The 20,976-nt window shown below is 60.3% G+C and carries 18 protein-coding genes; 15 read left to right on the forward strand and 3 right to left on the reverse strand.

Annotated elements, in window-relative coordinates:
• The first annotated feature begins 74 nt into the window (after positions 1-74).
• The 6 genes from E8L03_RS20950 to E8L03_RS01760 all read left to right on the forward strand — a co-directional run bounded on the left by E8L03_RS20950 (position 75) and on the right by E8L03_RS01760 (position 6,755).
• The gene (locus E8L03_RS20950) at positions 75-554 is read left to right on the forward strand and encodes a (2Fe-2S)-binding protein (RefSeq protein WP_244963626.1); all 480 of its coding nucleotides are present in this window, start codon (positions 75-77) and stop codon (positions 552-554) included.
• Positions 551-2,692 carry a xanthine dehydrogenase family protein molybdopterin-binding subunit gene (locus tag E8L03_RS01740; RefSeq protein ID WP_244963627.1) on the forward strand — a complete coding sequence of 714 codons (2,142 nt, stop codon included), beginning with the start codon at positions 551-553 and terminating at the stop codon, positions 2,690-2,692. The genes E8L03_RS20950 and E8L03_RS01740 overlap by 4 nt, the downstream gene beginning before the upstream one ends.
• A gap of 425 nt (positions 2,693-3,117) precedes the next feature.
• Positions 3,118-4,281 (forward strand): multidrug effflux MFS transporter, encoded by a 1,164-nt coding sequence (locus E8L03_RS01745; RefSeq protein ID WP_171266385.1) that lies wholly within the window; start codon positions 3,118-3,120, stop codon positions 4,279-4,281.
• Between the two features lie 294 nt (positions 4,282-4,575).
• Positions 4,576-5,127: a CD3072 family TudS-related putative desulfidase gene (locus E8L03_RS01750; RefSeq protein ID WP_171266386.1), complete on the forward strand. Its 552-nt coding sequence runs from the start codon at positions 4,576-4,578 to the stop codon at positions 5,125-5,127.
• A gap of 14 nt (positions 5,128-5,141) precedes the next feature.
• Positions 5,142-5,921, forward strand: coding sequence for an ABC transporter substrate-binding protein (locus E8L03_RS01755; RefSeq protein WP_171266387.1), 780 nt, complete (start codon positions 5,142-5,144; stop codon positions 5,919-5,921).
• Positions 5,922-6,101: 180 nt separating this feature from the next.
• Complete coding sequence (locus tag E8L03_RS01760; protein WP_144306445.1) at positions 6,102-6,755, forward strand: amino acid ABC transporter permease; 654 nt, start codon at positions 6,102-6,104, stop codon at positions 6,753-6,755.
• Between the two features lie 190 nt (positions 6,756-6,945).
• Here E8L03_RS01760 and E8L03_RS01765 read toward each other — a convergent pair whose 3' ends face one another.
• The 3 genes from E8L03_RS01765 to E8L03_RS01775 form a co-directional block, all read right to left on the reverse strand.
• Positions 6,946-7,188 (reverse strand): hypothetical protein, encoded by a 243-nt coding sequence (locus E8L03_RS01765; RefSeq protein WP_144306446.1) that lies wholly within the window; start codon positions 7,186-7,188, stop codon positions 6,946-6,948.
• Positions 7,189-7,990: 802 nt separating this feature from the next.
• The gene (locus E8L03_RS01770; protein ID WP_171266388.1) at positions 7,991-9,529 is read right to left on the reverse strand and encodes a B12-binding domain-containing radical SAM protein; all 1,539 of its coding nucleotides are present in this window, start codon (positions 9,527-9,529) and stop codon (positions 7,991-7,993) included.
• 284 nt (positions 9,530-9,813) lie between these two features.
• Positions 9,814-10,296, reverse strand: a complete 483-nt coding sequence (locus E8L03_RS01775) for a hypothetical protein (protein WP_144306448.1) — start codon at positions 10,294-10,296, stop codon at positions 9,814-9,816.
• A gap of 1,049 nt (positions 10,297-11,345) precedes the next feature.
• Here E8L03_RS01775 and E8L03_RS01780 point away from each other — a divergent pair.
• The 9 genes from E8L03_RS01780 (at position 11,346) to E8L03_RS01820 (ending at position 20,969) form a co-directional block, all read left to right on the forward strand.
• Positions 11,346-12,113 carry a polysaccharide biosynthesis/export family protein gene (locus E8L03_RS01780; RefSeq protein ID WP_171266389.1) on the forward strand — a complete coding sequence of 256 codons (768 nt, stop codon included), beginning with the start codon at positions 11,346-11,348 and terminating at the stop codon, positions 12,111-12,113.
• Positions 12,110-13,711 (forward strand): GumC family protein, encoded by a 1,602-nt coding sequence (locus E8L03_RS01785; protein ID WP_171266390.1) that lies wholly within the window; start codon positions 12,110-12,112, stop codon positions 13,709-13,711. Before E8L03_RS01780 ends, E8L03_RS01785 begins: the two co-directional genes overlap by 4 nt.
• Positions 13,702-15,339 carry an ExeA family protein gene (locus E8L03_RS01790; protein WP_171266391.1) on the forward strand — a complete coding sequence of 546 codons (1,638 nt, stop codon included), beginning with the start codon at positions 13,702-13,704 and terminating at the stop codon, positions 15,337-15,339. Before E8L03_RS01785 ends, E8L03_RS01790 begins: the two co-directional genes overlap by 10 nt.
• 20 nt (positions 15,340-15,359) lie before the next feature.
• Complete coding sequence (locus tag E8L03_RS01795; protein WP_144306451.1) at positions 15,360-16,085, forward strand: CpsD/CapB family tyrosine-protein kinase; 726 nt, start codon at positions 15,360-15,362, stop codon at positions 16,083-16,085.
• A gap of 216 nt (positions 16,086-16,301) precedes the next feature.
• Complete coding sequence (locus tag E8L03_RS01800; protein WP_171266392.1) at positions 16,302-17,561, forward strand: sugar transferase; 1,260 nt, start codon at positions 16,302-16,304, stop codon at positions 17,559-17,561.
• A 2-nt stretch (positions 17,562-17,563) separates the two neighbouring features.
• Positions 17,564-18,604, forward strand: coding sequence for a Gfo/Idh/MocA family protein (locus tag E8L03_RS01805; protein WP_171266393.1), 1,041 nt, complete (start codon positions 17,564-17,566; stop codon positions 18,602-18,604).
• Positions 18,604-19,086, forward strand: a complete 483-nt coding sequence (locus tag E8L03_RS01810; protein ID WP_171266394.1) for an acyltransferase — start codon at positions 18,604-18,606, stop codon at positions 19,084-19,086. The genes E8L03_RS01805 and E8L03_RS01810 overlap by 1 nt, the downstream gene beginning before the upstream one ends.
• Before the next feature lie 2 nt (positions 19,087-19,088).
• Positions 19,089-20,192, forward strand: coding sequence for a DegT/DnrJ/EryC1/StrS family aminotransferase (locus tag E8L03_RS01815; RefSeq protein ID WP_171266395.1), 1,104 nt, complete (start codon positions 19,089-19,091; stop codon positions 20,190-20,192).
• A gap of 24 nt (positions 20,193-20,216) precedes the next feature.
• Positions 20,217-20,969, forward strand: a complete 753-nt coding sequence (locus E8L03_RS01820; protein ID WP_144306456.1) for a polysaccharide deacetylase family protein — start codon at positions 20,217-20,219, stop codon at positions 20,967-20,969.
• Positions 20,970-20,976 lie beyond the last annotated feature (7 nt).

Consider the following 20,976-nt stretch of genomic DNA (forward strand, 5'->3'; position numbering starts at 1 on the left):
ATATATTACATAATATGTAACTTGTAACTGCCTCTGCACGTGATGTCGTGTTCGGCAAACCTTAGGAGACCGCCATGAAGGAACGAATCGAGTTCACCCTCAACGGCGCGCGGCGCACCCTGCTTGTGGATGACAGCCGGCCATTGCTGTGGGTCCTGCGTACCGATCTCGGCCTGACCGGCACCAAGTACGGTTGCGGTATCGGGCTGTGCGGTTCGTGCACCGTGCTTGTGGACAACCAGGCCGTGCGCTCCTGCCAGACCTCCATGGCCGAGGTTGCGGGCAAGAACGTGACGACCATCGAGGGCCTTGCCAAAAACGGGGCGCTCCATCCGGTGCAGCAGGCCTTCATGGAGCACGACGCCCTGCAATGCGGCTACTGCACGCCGGGCATGATCCTCCAGGCCGTGGCGTTGCTGCACGCCAACCCCGAGCCTTCCAGGGAAGAGATCATCGACGCCATGGAAGGCAACCTCTGCCGCTGCGGCGCGCATGTAAGGATCGTGGACGCGATCCGCGCTGCCTCGAAAATGGAAGGAGGCGCCGCCACATGAGAACACAGCACAAAAATCAAGCGAACGAGGGCCGATTCCGGCTGAACCGCCGCGAGTTCATCAAGCTCACCGGCGCCGGGCTCTTCGTGTTCTTCACCGTGGGCAAGCTACCCTCCGCGCCGGACGAGGCCATGGCGCAGGAGCTGCCCACCGACTTCAACGCCTTCCTGCACATCGGCGAGGACGGCCGGGTGGCCTGCTACTCAGGCAAGATCGAGATGGGGCAGGGCATCGTCACTTCGTTGGCCATGATGCTGGCCGACGAACTGAACGTGCCGCTGGACAACGTGGATATGGTGCTGGGCGACACGGACGTATGCCCCTGGGACCGCGGCACCTTCGGCAGCCTGACCACTCGGGTGTTCGGGCCGGCTCTGCTCCAGGCCGCGGCCGAGGCGCGCGCCGCGCTGCTGACTCTGGCATCGGAGGAGCTGGGCGTTCCGGAGGACAGGCTGGAGGCGCGGGACGGCACCGTGTTTGTGCAGGGCGATCCGAGCAAATCCGTGACCTACGCCGCGCTCACCAAGGGCAAGCGCATCGAGCGAACCGCGTCCGGGCCGGCGCGGTTGGAGGACCCCTCCGAGTACACCATAATGAATCGGCCGCAGCTGCGTATGGATGCGCACGCGAAGGTGACAGGCGCGGCCCAGTACGCCGGGGACATGCGGCTGCCGGGCATGCTGTACGCCTGCATCCTGCGCGAGCCGGCGCACGGGGCCCGGCTGGTGTCCGTGGATGTCTCGAAGGCCGAGGCTGTGGAGGGCGTGCGCGTCATCCGCGACGGCGACATGGTCGCGGTGTTGCATCCGCAATGGGACGTGGCCGCGGCGGCGCTCGACCTTGTGCAGGCCGAGTACGAGCGGCAGGACAATGTACGCCTGGACGACACGAGCATCTTCGACCACCTGGTGCAGGCAGCGCCCGACGGACAGACGCTGGCGTCCGGAGGCGACCTGAAGGCCGGAAAAGACGCCGCGCAGCTCCATACCGAGACGACCTTCCTGGACGGCTACGTGGCCCATGCGCCCATCGAGCCGCACACCGCGACGGTGCATGTGGAAGGGGACCGCGTTACGGTGTGGCCCTCGTCCCAGACGCCGTTTCCGGCCCAGGAGCAGGTTGCCCAGGTCCTGGGCATTCCCAAGGAGAACGTGCGGGTGATCTCGCCGTTTCTGGGCGGCGGCTTCGGCGGCAAGACCCGCAATCTGCAGGTGGTGGAGGCGGCGCGGCTGTCCAAGCTGGCCGGCGCGCCGGTGCAGGTGGCCTGGAGCCGTAGCGATGAGTTCTTCCACGACTCCTTCCGGCCGGCCGCGGTGGTGACGATCAACTCCGGCGCGAGCAAGGACGGCGACATCACATATTGGGACTTCGGCGTCTACTTTGCCGGCAACCGCGGGGCCGAGCATTTCTACGCCATCCCCCACCATAAGACCACCAGCTACGGCAGCTGGAGAGCCGCGTCCAAGGCGCATCCGTTCGCCGTAGGAGCGTGGCGCGCTCCGGCCAACAACACCAATACCTTTGCGCGGGAATCGCAGATTGAGATCATGGCCGCCAAAGCCGGGGTGGACCCGCTGGAGTTCCGGCTGCGCAACCTCTCGGACGACAGGATGCGCGCCGTGCTGAAAGCCGCGGCCGAGAAGTTCGGCTGGCAGGAGGCGCCGTCGCCCAGCGGCAAGGGGCGGGGGATTGCCTGCGGCATAGACGCCGACACCTTTGTGGCGACCATCGCCGAGGTGGATGTGGATCAGAGCACGGGCCGCGTGACCGTCAAACGCGTTGTCTGCGCGCAGGATATGGGCCTGTGCGTGAACCCTGCCGGCGCGGTTATCCAGATGGAAGGCTGCATCACCATGGGCCTGGGCTACACCCTGTCCGAGGAGGTCCATTTTACCGGCGGCGCTGTGGAGGACCGCAACTTCGATACCTACGAGCTGCCGCGATTCTCGTGGCTGCCGAAGATCGAAACCATCATTCTGGACAAGCCGGACGAGCCGCCGCACGGCGGGGGCGAGCCGGCGATCATCACCGTGGGCGGCGCCGTGGCCAACGCCATATTCGACGCCTGCGGCGCACGGGTGCTGCAGCTTCCCATGACGCCGGCGCGGGTGAAGGAGGCGCTGGATCGGAAAGCGTAGGGCTGGCGGTGGCCGAGGCCAGTCGGGCGGATCGGAGTAGAGGGAAGGGGAGCCTTGTTCGGGGTGAAGCCTCGCCCGGTTCGGACGTGGTCCGGACGTGGCCCAGGCTGCAGTGGCGGCCCATTACGCTTCCGGCGCGGTGGGGACAACCCATTGTACGTATTTTCGTTGCGCGGGTGCAGGTCGGCTGATCCGGGCGAAAATCTCGCAATGGCGCGGACAATATTTAGGTGTGGCTTTTTTGCGGCGATGTGGTACCCATGGCCCCACTGTCTGGATGAAGTGAATATTTGATCGCGATCCGTCCCGGTTTCCGTCCGCCCACGGCGTCCCCAGTTGATTTTTTTCTTCAGAGGTCCTCGCGTCAGAGCCCTGTGCTTTGATGTTGATTTATCTGTTCTTTTAATGGGTTATTTGAATTCGCTATGCCTAATTTTCTCTTGCTAACTTTGCTTGCTGCGTTTCCTGCTCTGTCTACCGACATGTATCTGCCTGCAATTCCTACGTTGCAGGAGATATGGAACATCTCGCTGCCAGAGGCCAACCTTTCGCTGGTGGTCTACTTCGGCACCTTCAGCCTGCTGCTCCTGGTGCATGGTCCGCTTTCCGACCGCTATGGCCGCAAGCCCGTGTTGCGCTGGGGCATTCTGCTGTTCATCGTCGGCTGCCTCTTGTGCGCCAGCGCCGGCTCCATCACCATGCTCGTGCTCGCGCGCATGGTCCAGGCCACCGGCGCCGCTGCGGCATCGGCCCTGTCACTGGCCCTGGCCAAGGATCTCTACGAGGGCCAGGAGCGCCAGAAGATTCTGGCCTACATCGGCGTCATCATACCGCTGTGCCCCATGGTTGCGCCCATGCTGGGCGGGTTCATGCTCAAGTACCTGTCCTGGCGGTGGATCTTTATCTGCCAGGGAACGCTCGCCCTGGCCGGGCTGTACGGCGCGCTACGGCTCAAGGAGCCGGAGTTCGAGCGCACGCGCGGCGGCATTCTCTCTGTGGCGCAGCGATATGTCGTGCTTCTGAAGAACCGCAGCTACATCTCGTACACGCTTGCCTTCTGCATCATGCCGGCGGGCTTCTTCTCCTTTGTCGCGGCGTCCTCGAACATCTATATTGTGGGCTTCGGTATGAGCGCGGAGACGTATGGCCTGTACTTCGGCTTCAACGCTCTGTGTATGATGATCGGGTCCTTGCTTTGCTCACGGCTGTGCGTTGGGCACTCCACGTACGCCATCCTGCTGTTCTCCCTGGTGGGGCTCCTGGCGGGCGGGGTCGGCATGCTCGTCACCGGCGGCGCCACCCCCATGCTGTTCCTGGTCCCCATGGGCGCGATCTCCTTTTTCGTGGGCCTCAGCCGGCCCATCAGCATGAACATCGTGTTGGAGCAGGTGGAGAAAGACGTGGGCGCAGCATCGGCTCTGGTGACCTTCGCCTTCTTCCTCCTCGGCGCCATCGCCATGGAGCTGATATCCTTTGACTGGTGGCCGTCCAAAGCCATGTTCATCGGCATGCTGTCCGTGATCGGCTCGGCCCTGCCCTTTGTAGCCGTGGTCTACCTGCACCGACAGCAGAAGCGCGAAGCACGTTAAGGCAGTCCAGAGTTCTGGACGCCCTGGGCGCTCCGATACCTGCCACTCAAGGGCCGAGGCGAATACCGTCTCGGTCCTTTTTGTTTCTTATGCGGTCGGGGCATGCGCAAAATCTGGATGGTTCCTTCCCAAGATCGGCGTGTCGGCTGCACACCCGGATCGCCGGTGGAGTTATGTATTTTTATTTCCGATGAATGTGATTAAAAATTGTCCATACAATGTATTGGCCGTGGATGCGCCTGTGTGCGAACAATCTGGAACCACTGACAAACAAATCACAAGGAACGGATGCCCGTGAAACGCGGCAAGCGCATTCTCGTCGTCTGTCATTGTCTGCTCAACGCCAACGCCAAGGTCGTTCCGCTGGCCACCTGCCCGGGCGTGTGCATGGAGCCCCTGCGCGCCAGCATCGAGGCGGGCGTGGGCCTGGTGCAGCTGCCGTGCCCGGAGACCGTGGCCATGGGCATGCGCCGCTTCGGCATGACCAAGGAGCAGTACGAGCACGCCGCTTTCCGCCGGCAGTGCCGGGCCATGCTGGAGCCTGTCCTTGACCAGATTCAGGCGTTCGCCGCGGCCGGGTACGAGATTACCGGCCTCGTGGGTGTGGACGGCAGCCCCAACTGCGGCGTGCGCACCACCTGCTTCGGCTACGAGGGCGGCGAAATTTCCGCGCCGGAATCCAATATTCCCGAGCAGCTAGCAAACATCACATTCGGCCCGGGCCAGGGCGTGTTCATGGAAGAGCTGCTGGCCGGGCTTGGCGCGCGACACATCGACGTGCCGCTTTTCGCCGTGGAGGAGTCCAATCCCGAACAGCTTGTTGCCGTAGACAGGCGAACTTCTTAATAAAGGAGATATCCATGTTTCGTCGCTCAGTTTTCATGGTTGTGGCCGCCGTTGTGGCGCTGCTTGTCGCAGGCGGCGTATGCCGTGCAGAGGACGATTCCTTGTCCAAGGTGCAAGATCGCGGCGAGCTGATCGTAGGCTTTGCCGCGCATTACCCGCCGTTCGAGTCCAAGAACGAGAGCACGGGTGAGTTTGAGGGCTTTGACGTGGATATGGGCAAGGCCGTGGCCAAGGAGCTCGGCGTGGAGGCCAAGTTCATGGACGCCGAGTGGCAGGGCCTGCTGGGCGGGCTGATGACCGGCGACTACGATGTGCTCATCACCTGCATGTCCAAGTCCGAGGCGCGGGGCAAGAACGTCAACTTCACCGACGTCTACTACAAGCTGGCGGACGTCATCGTGGTGCGCAAGGATTCACCCGAGCTGGCCGGCGCGGATGACCTCAAGGGCAAGGTCGTGGGCGTGCAGCTCGGCTCCGGCAGCGAGCAGTTAGTGGATAAGCTGGACGGGCTCAAGGAGATCAAGCGCTACAACTACAACCCCGAGGCGTTCCTGGACCTCAAGGCCGAGCGCATCGACGCCCTGGTGGTGGGCTACGCCTACGCCGTGAACCAGATCAAGCAGGACCCGGACACCTACAAGGTTACCGGCGCGCCCCTGGACGAGGCCGAGATCGTGATGGTGCTGCCTAAGGACTCCGAGGCGCTGACCGCCAGGCTCAACGAAGCACTGGCCGCCATCCGCGAGAACGGCGCCTATCAGGCCGCCTTGGATAAGTGGCTGACGGTGGAGTAGGGCCTGTCATTATAAAGAAAGATCTTGCTGCGTTTGTATGCCTCCGGCGGCCGGGGGAACAGTTCCCCCGGACCCCCAGAACGAGGTCAAGGGGCCACTGGCCCCTTGCAGGGTGGCCGAGGGGCAGCGCCCCTCGGAGCAGCGCTTAAATGCGTAATAGATTGATTTTATTTTGAAATCATGGATTTTCAGTTTGATATCCTGACCCGCGCCTCCGGCGATTTGCTGCTGGGGGCGTGGATCACCATCAAGATCAGCGTGCTGTCGTTTCTGCTGGCGCTGATCATCGGCTTCGTGGTGGGGGCGGCGCGGGCCAGGTCCGCCTTCTGGTCACGCATCACGGCGCCGTATGTGGAGATCTTCCGCGGCACACCGCTGCTCATCCAGCTTTTTTTCATCTACTACGGGCTGCCCACGGTGGGCATCAAGCTGGGCGGCATGACCGCCGCCTACGTGGGGCTGGGGTTGAACGGCGGGGCGTACATTGCGGAGATCATCCGCGGCGCGCTCCTGGGCGTGGAACCCGGGCAGGAGGAGGCCGCGCTCTCCACCGGCCTGACGCCTATCCAGGCGCTGCTCTATGTGCTTTTCCCCCAGGCGCTACGCACGGCCGTGCCGCCGCTGGTCAACTCGTTTTCCGCGCTGCTCAAGGACTCGTCCCTGGTCTCGGTGCTGGCCATCACCGAGCTCACGCGCATGGGGCAGCTCGTGTATACGCGCACTTTCCGGCCGTTCGAGATCTACCTGGCCATCGGCGCCATCTACTTGCTCATGACCTACTGCGTGTCCTGGCTGTCCAAATTTCTGGAACACAGGCTGTCGTACGGCAGGTAGACGGAAGCTCGTTTCCGTTTCTTCCATATATAAGGAAGGCGCACGCCGGCCTGGATGCTCTTCGATATTGAGGGCAGAACCATACCAAGGCTGGTTGAGCAGCGGCCGCGTGAAATCAGAAACCCCGCCAGGAGCGCATTCCCGGCGGGGTTTTCGGCGTCTCAAGGAGGGAAGGGGTCCTTGATCGCTGCTACTTCTTACGCTTTCCCAGCTCGGAGACGGTCTGGGTGCGCTTGTAGGGCCGGTCCTGGAAGACGAGCATATCGCCGTTGCCCATGGGCGCGATGGTCTGTTCGTCGAACCGGACCGTGACGTAGAGACGGCCGCCTTTGGGCTCTGCCGGGACCTTGACCTTCTTCATCGCGTGGGGATCGTCCTCGGAAGGGAACGTGTACTCGAGGATGTACTTGGCGCCGCAGGGCCAGATGTACATGGAGTGATTCTCGCTGACCCATGTCCCGGCGAACTTGTCCTTTGTGTTTTCAGCACTTTTCTGCTCCCCGCATCCGGAAAGAACAAGTGCACAAAGAAGAGCAAGAACAACGAAAGCATTTTTCATAGTTTTACTCCATATATAATGAAGGAGTTTGCTGCGTATGAGCCTTTTTAGGGCATATTGACACTACATACGCAGCGTATACCGCAGCATTGAACAGAGTATCGCCTGGGCATGCACTGCCCGGACAAGACATATGCTGCCATATTGGAGCATTTGGGAGCTGCATGAGCGCGTCATGTCCAAACGCGAAATGCAGATTTGAGCAGGAGAGAAACGCTCACTCCAAAATGAACCGGACCCAAAGAAGCACAAGTGAATGACAAATTCATAATCACAATCGGAGTTTGTGTGAAGTGTAGATCGTCTCCAATTTGATGCATCATGAATTGAAGAATGCGAAAGGCTCGTTTGGGATTTTGCGGAATTTCAGCGGCCTGGAAACGCAGTCAGGAAGCACGACTTTTTGGAGGAGCTACACTTTATGGGTCAGCGTCGCGGATGCGTCGTGATTTCAACTGGAAAGAAATGGGCAACCCGAACAATTTTTTTATGAAAAAATTTTCGGCACGGGGAGGACCAATTTTCGCCGGTTCAACGACATTGTCGAAGTCGAGAATAGTATGTGATGCCAAGATGATGCGTACGAGGCGCAAAAAAATGACGCTGCCGGAAACATAGAGAGGCGTCCCGGAGAAGGGATTCGGAAAGACCGCGGTGGGTTGGAGGGTGCGTCTGATCAGCGCCCAGCGGCGGGCAGGACTTCCTTGGGCGCGCTTTGCTCCAGGCAGCCGTCCACCTCGCGGATCAGGCGTTCGCGCAGCCGGAAAAAGTGCTCACTCATGATCGCCAGCTCGATGGCCTCGGGCAGTGCCCGGACCTGCGTGCACAGCGTCTTGCCTACGAGCCGCCAGTAGTGCAGCCGGTGGCGCGAGAGCACGCCCAGGCGCACGATGCTCCGGCAGAGGGCAAGGGTCTGCTCGCCGTTCCAGTGCCGCCGCGCCGTGGGGGTGTAGTGCTCCAGGAAGGTGCCGATGCGCCGGTAGTAGGACCGGCAGGAGTAGATCTCTGCGACGATGCGCCGGTACCCGGCCAGCAGGGTTGCGCAATCCATCTTGGGGATGAAGTTCATGCGGCCGTCGGTGTTGTCGCCGCTTGTTTCCGCAAGCAGGCGTTTTTCCTCGCGGAGCCGGTGCCACAGCCGGGTGTAGGGCAGGGCGTTGAGCAGGCCCACCATGGCTGTGACCACACCTACGGTCTGGATAAAGCGGATCTGGATGTCGAAGGTGGACTCGGTGTCGCTGTCGAACCCTACGATGAAGCCGGCCATCACCTGCATGCCGTGGCCCTGGATGGTTCGCACGGCCTGGACCAGGTCGCGGGAGGTGTTCTGGTGCTTGCCGCACTCCTTCAGACTGCTTTCCTCCGGCGTCTCTATGCCCAGGAAGACCTTATTGAAGTTGGCCTCGCTCATGAGCCGCATCAGCTCCGCATCGTCCGAGAGGTTCACGCTGGCCTCGGTGATGAAGGTGAAGGGGTAGCGATGGGCCTTTTGCCAGGCGATGAGCTCCGGCAGGAAGCGCTTCACGGCGCGGGTGTTGCCGATGAAGTTGTCGTCCACGATGAACACGCCGCCGCGCCAGCCGGCGTCGTACAGCGCCTGCACTTCGGCCATCATCTGCTCCGGCGGCTTGGTGCGCGGGATGCGGCCATTGAGCAGGACGATGTCGCAGAACTCGCAGTTGAAGGGGCAGCCGCGGGAGTACTGCAGGGGCATGACGTAGTAATCGCGCGGGTTGATGAGCCGCCATTCAGGTATGGGCACCGTGGTGATCTCGGGCCGGACGTCGGATGCGTACTCGCGTTTCGGGACATCCTGGGCGAGATCTTCCAGGAACATCGGCAGGGTGATCTCTGCCTCGCCGAGCACGAAATGGTCCACAACCTCGGCGAAGTCATCGGTCAAGGCGTTGAACAAGGGACCGCCGCCCACCACGGTTTTGCCCATGTCCTTGCACCGCCTGGCGACCTGCAGCGCCGAGTCCTTCTGCACAATCATGCCGCCGATAAAGACCATGTCGGCCCAGGAAATGTCCGCATCGCTCAGGGAGCGCACGTTGAGGTCGATGAGCCGGCGCTCCCAGGACGCGGGAAGCATGGCCGCCACCGTGAGCAGCCCCAGCGGAGGCAGGGTCGCCTTTCTGGAGACATAGCTCAGGGCTGCTCTGAAGTTCCAAAACGTTTCCGGACAGTTGGGGTAGACGAGCAAAATGTTCATCGAGCGCTCCGTTAAGTTGCAGCCGCACACGTCCACAAGCAAACGACACATCGTACTCCCGGACCGGGTGAACCCGAATGGGGATAATTTGGGGATGGCGATTGATGGGAGTGGTAGGGATGCACGGCCTAGCGTTGCTGCGGAACGCTTTCGGGGCGGGCGGTGAAAATAAGTGGCCAAGGCATTTCTTCGGCACGGCGGCCGGCGCGGGGGCAATAAAAAGGGCCGCCCGGATATGCACCGGCCGGCCCCTTTCCGCTCCCTGTGAGCCTGTGGCGGGAGCGCTATCCCTGCTGCTGCTTCAGCTCGGCAAGCTGCGTCTGGAGCTGCGCGAGCTCGTTGAGCTTGGTGCCGAGCTGGGCCTTGGCGATGGGATCGGTTGCCGCCTTGGCCTGGAGCTCGCTGATCTCCTGTCCGAGCTTCTCGATCTTCTTCTCGATCTCCTTGATCTGGTCTTCCGAAGACGAGGTGCGGCTCATGCCGTTCGATGCGCCTGCCGAGGCGGAAGTGCCGGCCGGCAGTCCCTGGTCGGATGAGCCGTTCTGGTCGAACGAGCCGTTCTGGCCAGCCTCCCCGTCCGACGGGGCCGTTAGTTGGGCCTGAAGCATCTCCCTGGCCTGGTCGGAGATGGTCACGGTGTCGCCGGTCGAGGTGGAGGCGGAGGAGCCGCCGTAGTTCTGATCGTTCCTGTTGTAAATGGCGTTCGCTTCGCTGACATTTGTCGATGCCAGCCACTGTGAGACGGACAAGCCGGAAACTGTTGTCATTAGGGACCTCCTGCGGGGGTGGCAAATTTTTCTTAGTACTGGTTCCCAAGCAAAATTTTGACCGAAGTCAGGGCGCGGCTGTTGTCGTTCGTGTTAGCGATATTCTGTCTGGCGAAAAGTATCGTGTTATTTCAAATAGTTACAACTAAGAATTTTTGTATGCAAAGAATTGTAAAGGCGTTGTGCTGGGAACAGTATTTGCAATATTGCCCCAATGGTCATGGGACTAGGGTAACTTGCTGATATGGAATGCGGACTTTGACCATGTCGGCGGCGGAGTCTGCCAGCAGGGGGGAATTATATGCCCAAGTAGGGTGGCGCATGGCGATATCCCGAAAAATCACATAATTGCTGTGCGAAATACCCGTCACAGATCGGGCCGGGCAGGCGAGCTGTAAATTACTTGTTGAAATAGTAGCAATATTGTACTAGCAAGGCCTATCCATCATGATACGACCTGTGGGGAGTTTCTTGGACGGCTGTGCGCGGAATCGCACCAGTCCTTCATGTATAATACAGGTATTCTATTTCGGCAAAAACGATTGGTATAGGTTTATACTATCGACTGGTTGTCGCAAAAATAGGTGGGGCCAACGTGCGTAGCATACTTGCAGAGTGGCCGTAGCCCCAGAAAAACAGGTGTAATGATCGGATGTTGCAGTACAGGGGGAAGTGTCTGATCCGCACACGATTGGTCGTTGGAATGTGTGTACGGCAACCGCTCAACGCAGAGACGACAAGTAACAAAGTTCGCATATAATTAGGGTGTGTTTATAGGTCTTGGGGCGGCACCATCGTGCGAAGCTATTGAGTACAAGTTGTCGGGTACTGCGAGAAACACTTTCCGCATGGGCCGAAGTCTTTGAAATCGGCTTGATTCACATCTTGCGGAGGTAGGAATTCGGTTGCTGGGCCGGAATATAAGGCGGCGGAGCGACTATGTCTCTTCTGAGTTCACCATGCGTTGCATGGTCCGCCCTTCGGATGACGTCTCAATGGGGGGAATCAATGATATTTGCAGCAGAGAAGTGGAGCTGAAGATGGTTGCCATGGTTCAATCTTTGGTCAGCCGGCATGCCACACGTCACGTTGGCGGAGCGTTCCGGCGGCTGGTCTGGCTGTGTGTTTGTCTGGCGCTTTCCGGGTGTGGCTACTATGCCCAGCCCATTGCAGAGAGTGAGATCCACAACGAGCCACAGCAGGAGCTCCACACGCTCAGCACCGGGGACGAGATCGAGGTCCGTTTCACCTACTGGCCGGAGCTCAACGAGATTCAGCAGATCCGTCCGGACGGCTACGTCGATCTCGGAATCGTCAACGAGGTCAGGGCGGCCGGCAAGACCGTGCCCGAGCTGACCGCCGAGCTGAAAACGCGTTACGCCTCGACCCTCAAGAATCCAGAAATCTCCATAGTTGTCCGCAACTACGCCAAGGAGTACGTGTACGTCGGCGGCGAGGTGCTCACGCCCGGCCTCATCGCTTTGGGCCCGGAAATGACGGCGCTTGAAGCCATCATGGCCGCCGGCGGCCAGCTCAAAGCCTCGGCGCGCATGTCCGGCGTCATCTTGGTGCGGCACACGGGCGGCAAGCGCTACGCCGCGGCCATCGACCTCGCCGAGCAGATCGACGGCAAGGAGAGCGTGCCGGTCGTTCTGCAGCCCAGGGACATCGTCTTTGTGCCCAGGACCCCGATCGACCACATAGATCAGTTCGTGGACCAGTACATCAACAAGACGATCCCCAACACCGCGCTGCAGTATACGCGTTCGACCACAACCGGGGACGTGACCGAGACCATAGGGGTTGTACCGCAATGATAGCCGACCGCGAACACACGCTCCACCGGGAAGCCCTGGAAGAGTTGCTGCCGCGGGAGGGGCGCAGCTCTATCCGCGACATTCTGCAGTCCATGTTCCGGCACAAGAGGACGATCGTGCTCTTTTTCCTGGGCGTGGTCGTTTCCGTGCTGATCGTGTCCTTGCTGACGCCCAACGTCTACGAATCGGACGCACGGGTGCTGCTCCGTGTCGGGCGCGAGAGCGTTGGGGTGGACGCCTCCGTCGTGGGGCCCACGTCCAACCTCAACCAGTTCCGCGAAGAGGAGGTCAACTCCGAGCTCAGCGTGCTCGAAAGCCGGTTCCTCAGCGAAAAGGTTGTGGAAAAGCTGGGGGTCAAAGCCTTCTCGCACGACCGCGGCCTGATCTCGAAGCTGCTGAACTCCATCGGCCTGGGCCTGGGCGACAATCCGGACGACCTGTCCAGGCAGGACAAGCTCCGGATGGAGGTGATCAAGGAGGTGCACAAGCACTTCAAGGTGGAGGCCCTGAAGAAGAGCGCCACACTGACGCTCTCCTACAGGGATGAGGACCCGCACTTCGCCCAGGAGGTGCTCCATGCCTACATCGACGCCTATCTGCAGCACCACATCGAGGTCTACAAGTCCCAGGCCACGCCCGAGTTCTTCGAGAGGGAAGCAGCCTCCATCCTCCAGCGCCTGACGGATAAGGAAAACGATCTCAAGGACTTCCAGAAAAAGCACCATATCGCTTCCGTGGATCTGCAAAAGCAGACTCTGCAGGACCGCATCAGCAGGCTCAAGGCGGAGCTCGGCGGTGGCACCCAGCACGGCAATCTCGACGGCGCCATGCCGAAGATCAGCTCCAGCCGCGCCAGAATCGCCTACATCGAGAAGGTCCTCAAAGACATTCCGCAGGTATCGGTCCAGGAAAAGGTCGTGGGCGAAACCAACGGCGGCGTGGCGTCCAACGCCATCAAGCGCCGGCTGCTGGACCTGCGACTCAAGGAGATCGACATGGCCGGCCGCTACACCGACTCCTACCGGCCGCTCATCAATCTGCGCGAGCAGATTAAGGAGGCGGAGCTCGCCCTCTCCAAGGAAAAGGAGACGCTGACGCAGGTCACGGAGATGCCCGACCCCATCTACAGCGCGCTTTCCCGGGAGCTGGAAGAGGAGCGCGTTGTTCTGCGGGAGCAGCTTGCGCGCAAGGACGCCATCGAAGAGTCGCTGCAGAACGCCGAGAATGAACTCAACGAGCTGGTCTCCAGCGAGGTCGAGTTCAAACAGCTCCAGCGCGAGGTCAACGTGCTGCAGAACGAGTACCTGCAGTACCGCGACAACCTGCTGCGCTCCAAGATCGCCAACGCTCTGGATCAGGCCAAGATCTCCAACGTCAGCATCGTGCAGCCGCCCACCTTCCCTGTGGAGCACATCCTGCCCAAGCGGACCATCAACCTGCTGGTGGGCATGTTCTTCGGCTTGTTCGGCGGTATCGGCCTGGCCCTGTTGCTCGAGTACTTCGACGACTCGCTCAAGTCCGAGGAGGAGGTCGAAAGGCGGCTCAAGCTGCCGGTCATCGCCTCGGTCTCCAATAAGGAGTTCGAGAAGTGTATCTGAACTACTACGGCCTGGACAAAGAGCCGTTCCACATCACGCCGGACCCGGAGTTTCTGTTCCTCAGCCCAAGCCACAAGGAGGCGCTGGGCGCGATCCTGTACGGCGTGGAGAAGAGGAAGGGGTTCATCTCCATCACCGGCGAGATAGGCATGGGCAAAACCACGGTAGTCCGGGCCTTTATCGACGAGTGCGACCAAAGCCGCAACCGTCTGGTGTACATCTTCAATACAGGCGTCGACTTTGTCTCCCTGCTGCGCATGCTCATTGAGGAGCTCTCGCCCGAGACCGCCATCGAGCCTGGCGCCGACGAGAGCCGGCTGCTCGACCAGCTGCAGCGGATACTCATCGAGGAGTACAGCGCCGGCAGGACCGTGGTGCTGGTCATTGATGACGCCCAGGCCATGCCCGTGCAGACGCTGGAACAGCTCCGGCTGCTCTCCAACCTGGAGACGAGCAAGGACAAGCTTTTGCAGATCGTGCTCGTCGGCCAGCCCGAGCTGGAGCAGAAGCTGGAAAGCGCGGAGCTGCGGCAGCTGCGGCAGCGCATCGCCGTTCGCGCCGTGATCCGGCCCCTGACCGCGCGGGAAAGCCGGGACTACATCCAGCACCGCCTGGCCCTGGCCGGCGGCAAAGGCGCCGCCATCTTCTCGGCCGGTGCGCTCAAGTCCATCGTCCGATTTGCCAAGGGCGCGCCGCGCCTCCTGAACATCATCTGCGACAACGCGTTGATAGCCGGGTTTGCGGAGCAGCAGTCCTCCATCACGCGGAAGCTGATCCGCCACGTAATTCGGGATTACCAGGCGCGCTCCACAGTCCGGACCACCTGGATACGGCGGCCCGCCACAGCCCTTGCCGGGCTGGCGCTCGTAATTCTGGCTGTTGTGATGCTGGGCTCGAACATTTCACTGTCCAGCCAGCAGACTCAGCTTTCGGATCGGAATCAGCCGTTGCTGCCAGCGGCCGGGGCGACGGCGGTGTCCTCCGCGTCCCCGGTGAGCCCCGCAGCTCCAGCCGTTGCGGTGGAAGCAGCGAAGCCGGCGAGCAAGAGCGTGGAGAAAGCAGCGGAGCCGGAGACCGTTCCTCCGGCAGGGCGGCAGGGCGGGCTCGCAGCCAGCCTTGCGCAGCAGCAAAGCGCGGACGTAGCAAAGCCTGCGATAGCGGCTTCAACGGCGGCGCCAGCGCGAACGGAGGGGCCGATCCCGACGGAGCCTCGTGTCGCCTCGGCAGCAAAAACACCCCAACCATCACCGGCGGCTGCTCCTGCGGCGCAAACGCCGGGTGTGGACGCCACTTCCGTCTCAATGCAAAGCAGCCGTGCTCCTCAGGATGTCTCTCCCGTCGCTACGGCTGGCGAATCGTCCGTTGATCGTCTGGAACAACCGCTGAAGAAGGATGTGTCGGATCATACCTTTACAGTGGAGGTCCTGCCAGGAGACTGCGTATCCATGATCCTGAAGGCGCATTTTCAGTCTGTTTCCCATAGTCTTATGGCGCGTGTAAAGCAGCTTAATCCATCGCTGCAGAACTTTGATCAAATATACCCTGGCGAGCAGCTGATTCTTCCTCTGGGCGCGAATGCATCTGGTAGCCGTGCGGATGGGAATACCCGTATCGTGCAAGCCGATTAGGAATATGTTGCGAGGTTGCAATGACAAAGATTTTTGAAGCACTGCAGCGTGTTGAAAAAGAGCACAAGGGTTACGATAGTAGCTCGATGCAGACCAGCTATGGGCATATGTCGAACACTGCTGGCAGCGTTATCTGCAATAGCGAGGGCCTCAGCAACTCGATGGTGAATCTTTACCAGTATGTCATGACGGCTCTGCCGGACATGGATTGCCGGATAATATCATTCAACGAGTCTCGCATGTTCGAGGGCTCTTCGGTGCTGTGCAGGGAATTCGCCAAGGTGCTCGTGTCGCAGCTTGGCAAGAAGGTGCTGGTTCTCGATTTCTCGGAGCATAATTACGGTACTGCCAGCTACTTCAATATCCATCGCAACGGCGCCACCTCACAGGATGACGATGCGCCAATGCTCAACAGCGATGCGGTGCATCAGATCGAGTCCTCCACGTTGTATGTGTGCAGGGCCCGCGTGAACCGTGACGCCGACTATAAGCCGATGTTCGAGGCATTGCGGAACGATTACGACATGATTCTCCTCGACATGCCTCCTGTTGTCATTAATCCGAGCAGTCTTGTCATTACGAAATTCCTAGACGGCGCAATTCTGGTGGTTGAATCCGAAAAGACGCGTTGGCAGGTGGCCAACAAGTCTGTCAAGTCTATCATGACGCATAATAGTAACATTCTTGGGGTAATTCTCAACAAGCAGCAATATCATATACCACAGTTTATTTATAATCACATTTAGTTTGAGTTTTAATGTCGTACCTGGTGTCGTAGTTGTATATGCTGGTAGCAGTCCACCGTGGTGGGGGGGATCAATCAGCATGATATCCATTGTGCTTTGAAAGCGTAACTTTGTTGTTTGAAAGTTCGCAAATTTTGTCAATGGCATGTGTACTGATTGTTTTGTAAATTTTGCATTGGCGTCTTGGTTTCTGAGAGATGCTTTGGTTGGTAAGCCATGAGCTTTGGACAACGCTTGCGTGGGCTCGTCTTGCACGGGAATAAGCCCAAGAAGGGGCCGGTTGTCAGTATTTGCAGCCAGGAGGAGTTCGCGACCTTTGTACAGCGCGAATACAATCGCTCTGCCCGCACCGGCGTCCCGTTTTTCGTTATCGAGTTCCATCTGGTCGACCTGGATACCTACCCCGAGATTGCGCAGGACCTGCTGGGCGTACTGGCGCGGCGGCTGCGGACCACGGACGAGGTCGGCTGGTGCGGCAACGAGTGCATCGGCGCGCTGCTCATCGGCGCCGCCAGCATGGAAGCCGCCGTCAATGTGGCCGAGGAGATCCTGGCGGCCATGACCGTTGAACCGAAGCCCGTGTATACCGTGCACTCTGCGCAGGACGGCAGAGGCTCTGACGACGGCGCGGGCTGTGGACCCGGCAAGGGTGCTGGTGGCTCAGCAGAGGGCAGAGGCGACGCCCGAAGCGGCGCGGGGAGCGGGCCAGGACGGGACTCGGGCGCGATGCGCAGCTCCGAACCCGTGGGCTTGCGAGAAAAGGCCAAGCCGGCGCCTATCACCGAGCTCAAGCTGATGAGCAAACGGGCCATGCCGTTGTGGAAGCGCACCATGGACATCGTCATTGCGTCCGTGGCTCTGGTGCTGCTCTCGCCGCTCTTTCTCGCCGTTGCGCTGTTGATAAAAATTGTTTCTCCGGGGCCCGTCTTCTTCAAGCAGGAACGCATCGGCTATGCCGGAAGACGGTTCGAGCTGTACAAGTTCCGCACAATGCACGTGAATATCGATCACGACGTGCATCAAAAGTATGTGCAACAGCTCATCAAAAGTGCTCGGAGCAGTGACGAGGATGAAGATAAGCCGATGGTGAAGCTGGATCTGGGCAAAGATCCACGCGTTATTCCTTTTGGGGACTTTTTGAGGAAGGCAAGTATTGACGAGCTGCCACAGCTCTTCAATGTACTGCGTAAGGAAATGAGCATTGTCGGGCCTCGCCCGCCAATACCATATGAAGTTTCGGAGTACGCCTGCTGGCAGACCGGACGATTCGACAGCTTTCCTGGTTTGACTGGATTGTGGCAGGTGAGCGGCAAGAACAGCCTGTCCTTCCGGCAGATGGCCCGGTTGGATATCCGTTACTCCAGGCAGATGTCTTTCTGGCTGGATTGCAGAATCATTTTCCTCACTCCTGCTGTCATTTTACATCAGATGTTCGAGAAAAAACAGATAGGCGCTCAGGAAGGAAGCGGGGGCTAAAGATGCTGAATATAGCAGTGGTTGGTTGTGGATACTGGGGACCAAACCATGTTCGCAACTTCAATAATCTGACGGACTGTGCTGTTACACGCGTATGCGACCTGGACAGCAAGCGCCTTGCGCACATCACAAAGCTGTACGGGACCATCACTCCTACGAACGACTATGATGAGCTCCTGGCAGACAGCAGCGTGGATGCCGTGGTGATATCCACACCAGTAAGCCTGCATTACTCCATGGCCAAGAAGGCATTGAAGTCCGGCAAGCACGTGCTTATCGAGAAGCCGATGACAAAGACATCGGCCGAAGCAATAGAGCTTATAGAGCTGGCGCGAAAGAAAAATCTCAAGCTTATGGTCGGTCACACCTTTATCTACAATCCAGTGGTGAGCAAGATAAAGGAAATCATCGCGGATGGTGCCTTGGGCGACATCCTGTACATCTCCAGCCGACGCCTCAACCTCGGTCTGTTCCAATCCGACATCAATGTGGCCTGGGACCTTGCGCCGCATGATATCTCCATAATTCTCCACCTCATGGAGAAGTACCCCGAGTCCGTGAACTGTCAGGGCAAGGGCAACATCCGCGAAGATATCGAAGACATCACGAACATGACGCTGAACTTCGATGGCAGGGGGTTCGCCACCATACAGAGCAGCTGGCTGGACCCCAACAAGGTCCGCGAGATGACCATTGTAGGCAGCAGAAGAATGCTTGTGTACAACGACATGGAGTCCATGGAGAAGATCAAGATATTCGACAAGCGTGTCGAGAACCCGCCGTACTATGATACCTTTGCCGACTTCCACTTCTCGTACCATTACGGCGACGTCTACGCGCCATATGTGAAGCAGATTGAGACGCTGCAGATACAGTGCCAGCACTTCATCGACTGCATTCTCAAAGATCACGATCCGCAGTCCAGCGGCTTGCACGGCCTCCAGGTTGTCCGGATTCTCGAAGCCGCCACGGCATCGCTCCGCAATGGCGGCGCCAAGGTGGATCTGGCCGAGGAGCGCATGCTCGCAGCGGTGGGAGCCTGATGTCCACCCAGCGCATCGCTGACGACGTGGTCCTGGGCCAGGGCGCTGTTGTCCGGGATTTCGTCAATCTTTACGGCTGCTTCATCGGCGAGAACAGCCGCATCGGCACCTTTGTGGAAATTCAGATGAATGCGCGCATAGGCCGCAACTGCAAGATTTCCAGCCACACCTTTATCTGCGAGGGCGTGACCATCGAGGACGGTGTGTTTGTGGGCCACGGCGTGGTGTTCGTCAACGACAAGTACCCGAAGGCTGTGAACCCGGACGGTTCGTTGCAGACGGACGGGGACTGGGAGTGCCAAGCCACGCTGGTCCGGGCCGGCGCGTCCATCGGTTCGGGAGCAACCATTCTGGGCGGGATTGTCATCGGCGAGAATGCCCTGGTGGGCGCGGGCAGTACGGTGACCAAGGACGTGCCCGCCGGCTGCACTGTTGTCGGCAATCCGGCGAAAATTTTACAAAAAGAAAGCAAGGAAGACTGAACGTGAACGTTCCGTTTCTCGATATCAAAGCCCAGAACAGCTCTATAGCCAGCGAGCTTTCAGAGGCCATGGGCAAGGTCATGGAGTCCGCCGCGTTTGCCGGCGGGCCGTTTGTGAAAGCGTTCGAAGACGAGTTCGCCGCGTTCTGCGGCGTGCAACACGCTGTGGGCGTGAGCAACGGCACGGCTGCGCTGTGGGCCGTGCTCATGGCCATGGGCGTGGGACCCGGCGACGCCGTGATCACCGTGCCAAATACCTTCATCGCCACGGTGGAGGTCATCTCGCTGTGCGGGGCCACCCCGATCTTCGTGGATGTGGAGCCCGGCACCTGGACCATGGACCCGGCCAAGCTGGAGCAGGCCATCTGCCCGCGCGTGAAGGCCATTCTCCCTGTCCAGCTTTATGGACAGATGGCCGATATGGACGCCATCCTCAACATAGCGGATAAACATGGTATTTCCGTTGTTGAAGACGCAGCGCAGGCACACGGCGCAGCGTATAACGGACGCCGTGCCGGCTCCATGGGCACGGCCGGTTGCTTCAGCTTCTACCCCGGCAAGAATCTCGGCGCGTGCGGCGAAGGCGGCGCCGTGGTGACGGACGATGCCGAGCTGGCCGCTGCGGTCCGCCGCTTCCGGGAGCACGGGCAGTCCGCCAAGTACTATCACGACGAGATCGGCTTCAACGCCAGGCTCGACGGGTTGCAGGGCGCGGTGCTGTCGGTCAAGTTGAAGCAGCTCGAAGCCTGGAACCAGGCCCGGCGCGAGAACGCCGCCGTGTACATGGAGCTGCTCGACGGCGTGCCCGGTCTCTCCCTGCCCAGGATTGCCGAGGGCCGCACGCATATCTTCCATCTTTTTACGGTGCAGCACGCGGAGCGCGACGCGCTGATCGAGCATTTGCAAAGCAAAGGCGTGGCCTGCGGCATCCACTACCCCGTGCCGATTCATCTGACTAAGGCCTACGCCCACCTCGGCGTGCCGGCGGGCAGCTTCCCCGTGGCCGAGCAATGCGCGCGGCAGACCCTCTCCCTGCCCATGTTCCCGGAGCTGGCCCGGGAGCAGATCGAGTACGTGGCCGGCTGCATCAAGGACTTCGTGAGCTAGACGGCGCACGCTTGCACAACCACCATGGGCTCCTTCATCTCCAGGTTGCTGCAATCGTTCAACGCGATCCCGATCCTGATGTACCACCGGATTGCGGATCTGGCTCCGGGCGAGGACGACGGGCTGTGCGTCAGCCCGGCGGCGTTTGCAAGGCAGATGGAATCGCTGCACAAACGCGACGTGGAGACGGTCACCATGGGGGCGTACCGCTCGAAGATGCGCGGGCCGCTGGGCAGAGGCGGGCGTCAGGTTGCAATCACCTTTGATGACGGCTACCTGGACAACTATGCCAACGCTTTTCCTGTGCTGGCCCGGCTGGGCATGACTGCGACGATCTTTCTCGCAACCGGACGCGTGGGCGGCCGCTCGGACTGGCAGGGCGGAGGGGACAAGGCGCTGCTGACCTGGGACATGGCGCGGGAGATGTCGGACGACGGGATATCCTTCCAATCCCACACCCACACCCACTGCGACCTGACCCGGTGCAACGAGGCCCAGACCTCTGAAGAGCTGGAGCGCTCCCGGAAGACCTTGGAGGACGCGCTGGGCGCGCCGGTGGAACATCTGGCGTATCCGTACGGCGCCTATGACGACAGGGTGGCGGCCCGGACGCGGCAGGCGGGGTATGCAACCGCATGCGCAGCAGGCATGTCCGAAGGCGGGGCATGGGCCTTGCCGCGCATCGCCATGGGCGCGAGGACCGGTCCGGCGCGGTTTGCGTTGGCCTCCCGGCCGTGGGCCGAGACCTTGCGGCGGTTGAAATGCCCCCTGGATTGAACGGGCA

It is taken from the genome of Oceanidesulfovibrio marinus (genome assembly GCF_013085545.1).
Lineage (GTDB): Bacteria > Desulfobacterota > Desulfovibrionia > Desulfovibrionales > Desulfovibrionaceae > Oceanidesulfovibrio > Oceanidesulfovibrio marinus.

Bases quoted from the DNA above. Each gene is read 5' to 3' on its own strand.
- E8L03_RS01770 (WP_171266388.1), bottom strand. From the start codon at position 9,529: ATGAACATTTTGCTCGTCTACCCCAACTGTCCGGAAACGTTTTGGAAC.
- E8L03_RS01765 (WP_144306446.1), bottom strand. From the start codon at position 7,188: ATGTACATCTGGCCCTGCGGCGCCAAGTACATCCTCGAGTACACGTTC.
- E8L03_RS01755 (WP_171266387.1), top strand. From the start codon at position 5,142: ATGTTTCGTCGCTCAGTTTTCATGGTTGTGGCCGCCGTTGTGGCGCTG.
- E8L03_RS01740 (WP_244963627.1), top strand. From the start codon at position 551: ATGAGAACACAGCACAAAAATCAAGCGAACGAGGGCCGATTCCGGCTG.
- E8L03_RS01820 (WP_144306456.1), top strand. From the start codon at position 20,217: ATGGGCTCCTTCATCTCCAGGTTGCTGCAATCGTTCAACGCGATCCCG.
- E8L03_RS01760 (WP_144306445.1), top strand. From the start codon at position 6,102: ATGGATTTTCAGTTTGATATCCTGACCCGCGCCTCCGGCGATTTGCTG.
- E8L03_RS01805 (WP_171266393.1), top strand. From the start codon at position 17,564: ATGCTGAATATAGCAGTGGTTGGTTGTGGATACTGGGGACCAAACCAT.
- E8L03_RS01785 (WP_171266390.1), top strand. From the start codon at position 12,110: ATGATAGCCGACCGCGAACACACGCTCCACCGGGAAGCCCTGGAAGAG.
- E8L03_RS20950 (WP_244963626.1), top strand. From the start codon at position 75: ATGAAGGAACGAATCGAGTTCACCCTCAACGGCGCGCGGCGCACCCTG.
- E8L03_RS01780 (WP_171266389.1), top strand. From the start codon at position 11,346: ATGGTTCAATCTTTGGTCAGCCGGCATGCCACACGTCACGTTGGCGGA.
- E8L03_RS01745 (WP_171266385.1), top strand. From the start codon at position 3,118: ATGCCTAATTTTCTCTTGCTAACTTTGCTTGCTGCGTTTCCTGCTCTG.
- E8L03_RS01810 (WP_171266394.1), top strand. From the start codon at position 18,604: ATGTCCACCCAGCGCATCGCTGACGACGTGGTCCTGGGCCAGGGCGCT.
- E8L03_RS01800 (WP_171266392.1), top strand. From the start codon at position 16,302: ATGAGCTTTGGACAACGCTTGCGTGGGCTCGTCTTGCACGGGAATAAG.
- E8L03_RS01795 (WP_144306451.1), top strand. From the start codon at position 15,360: ATGACAAAGATTTTTGAAGCACTGCAGCGTGTTGAAAAAGAGCACAAG.
- E8L03_RS01775 (WP_144306448.1), bottom strand. From the start codon at position 10,296: ATGACAACAGTTTCCGGCTTGTCCGTCTCACAGTGGCTGGCATCGACA.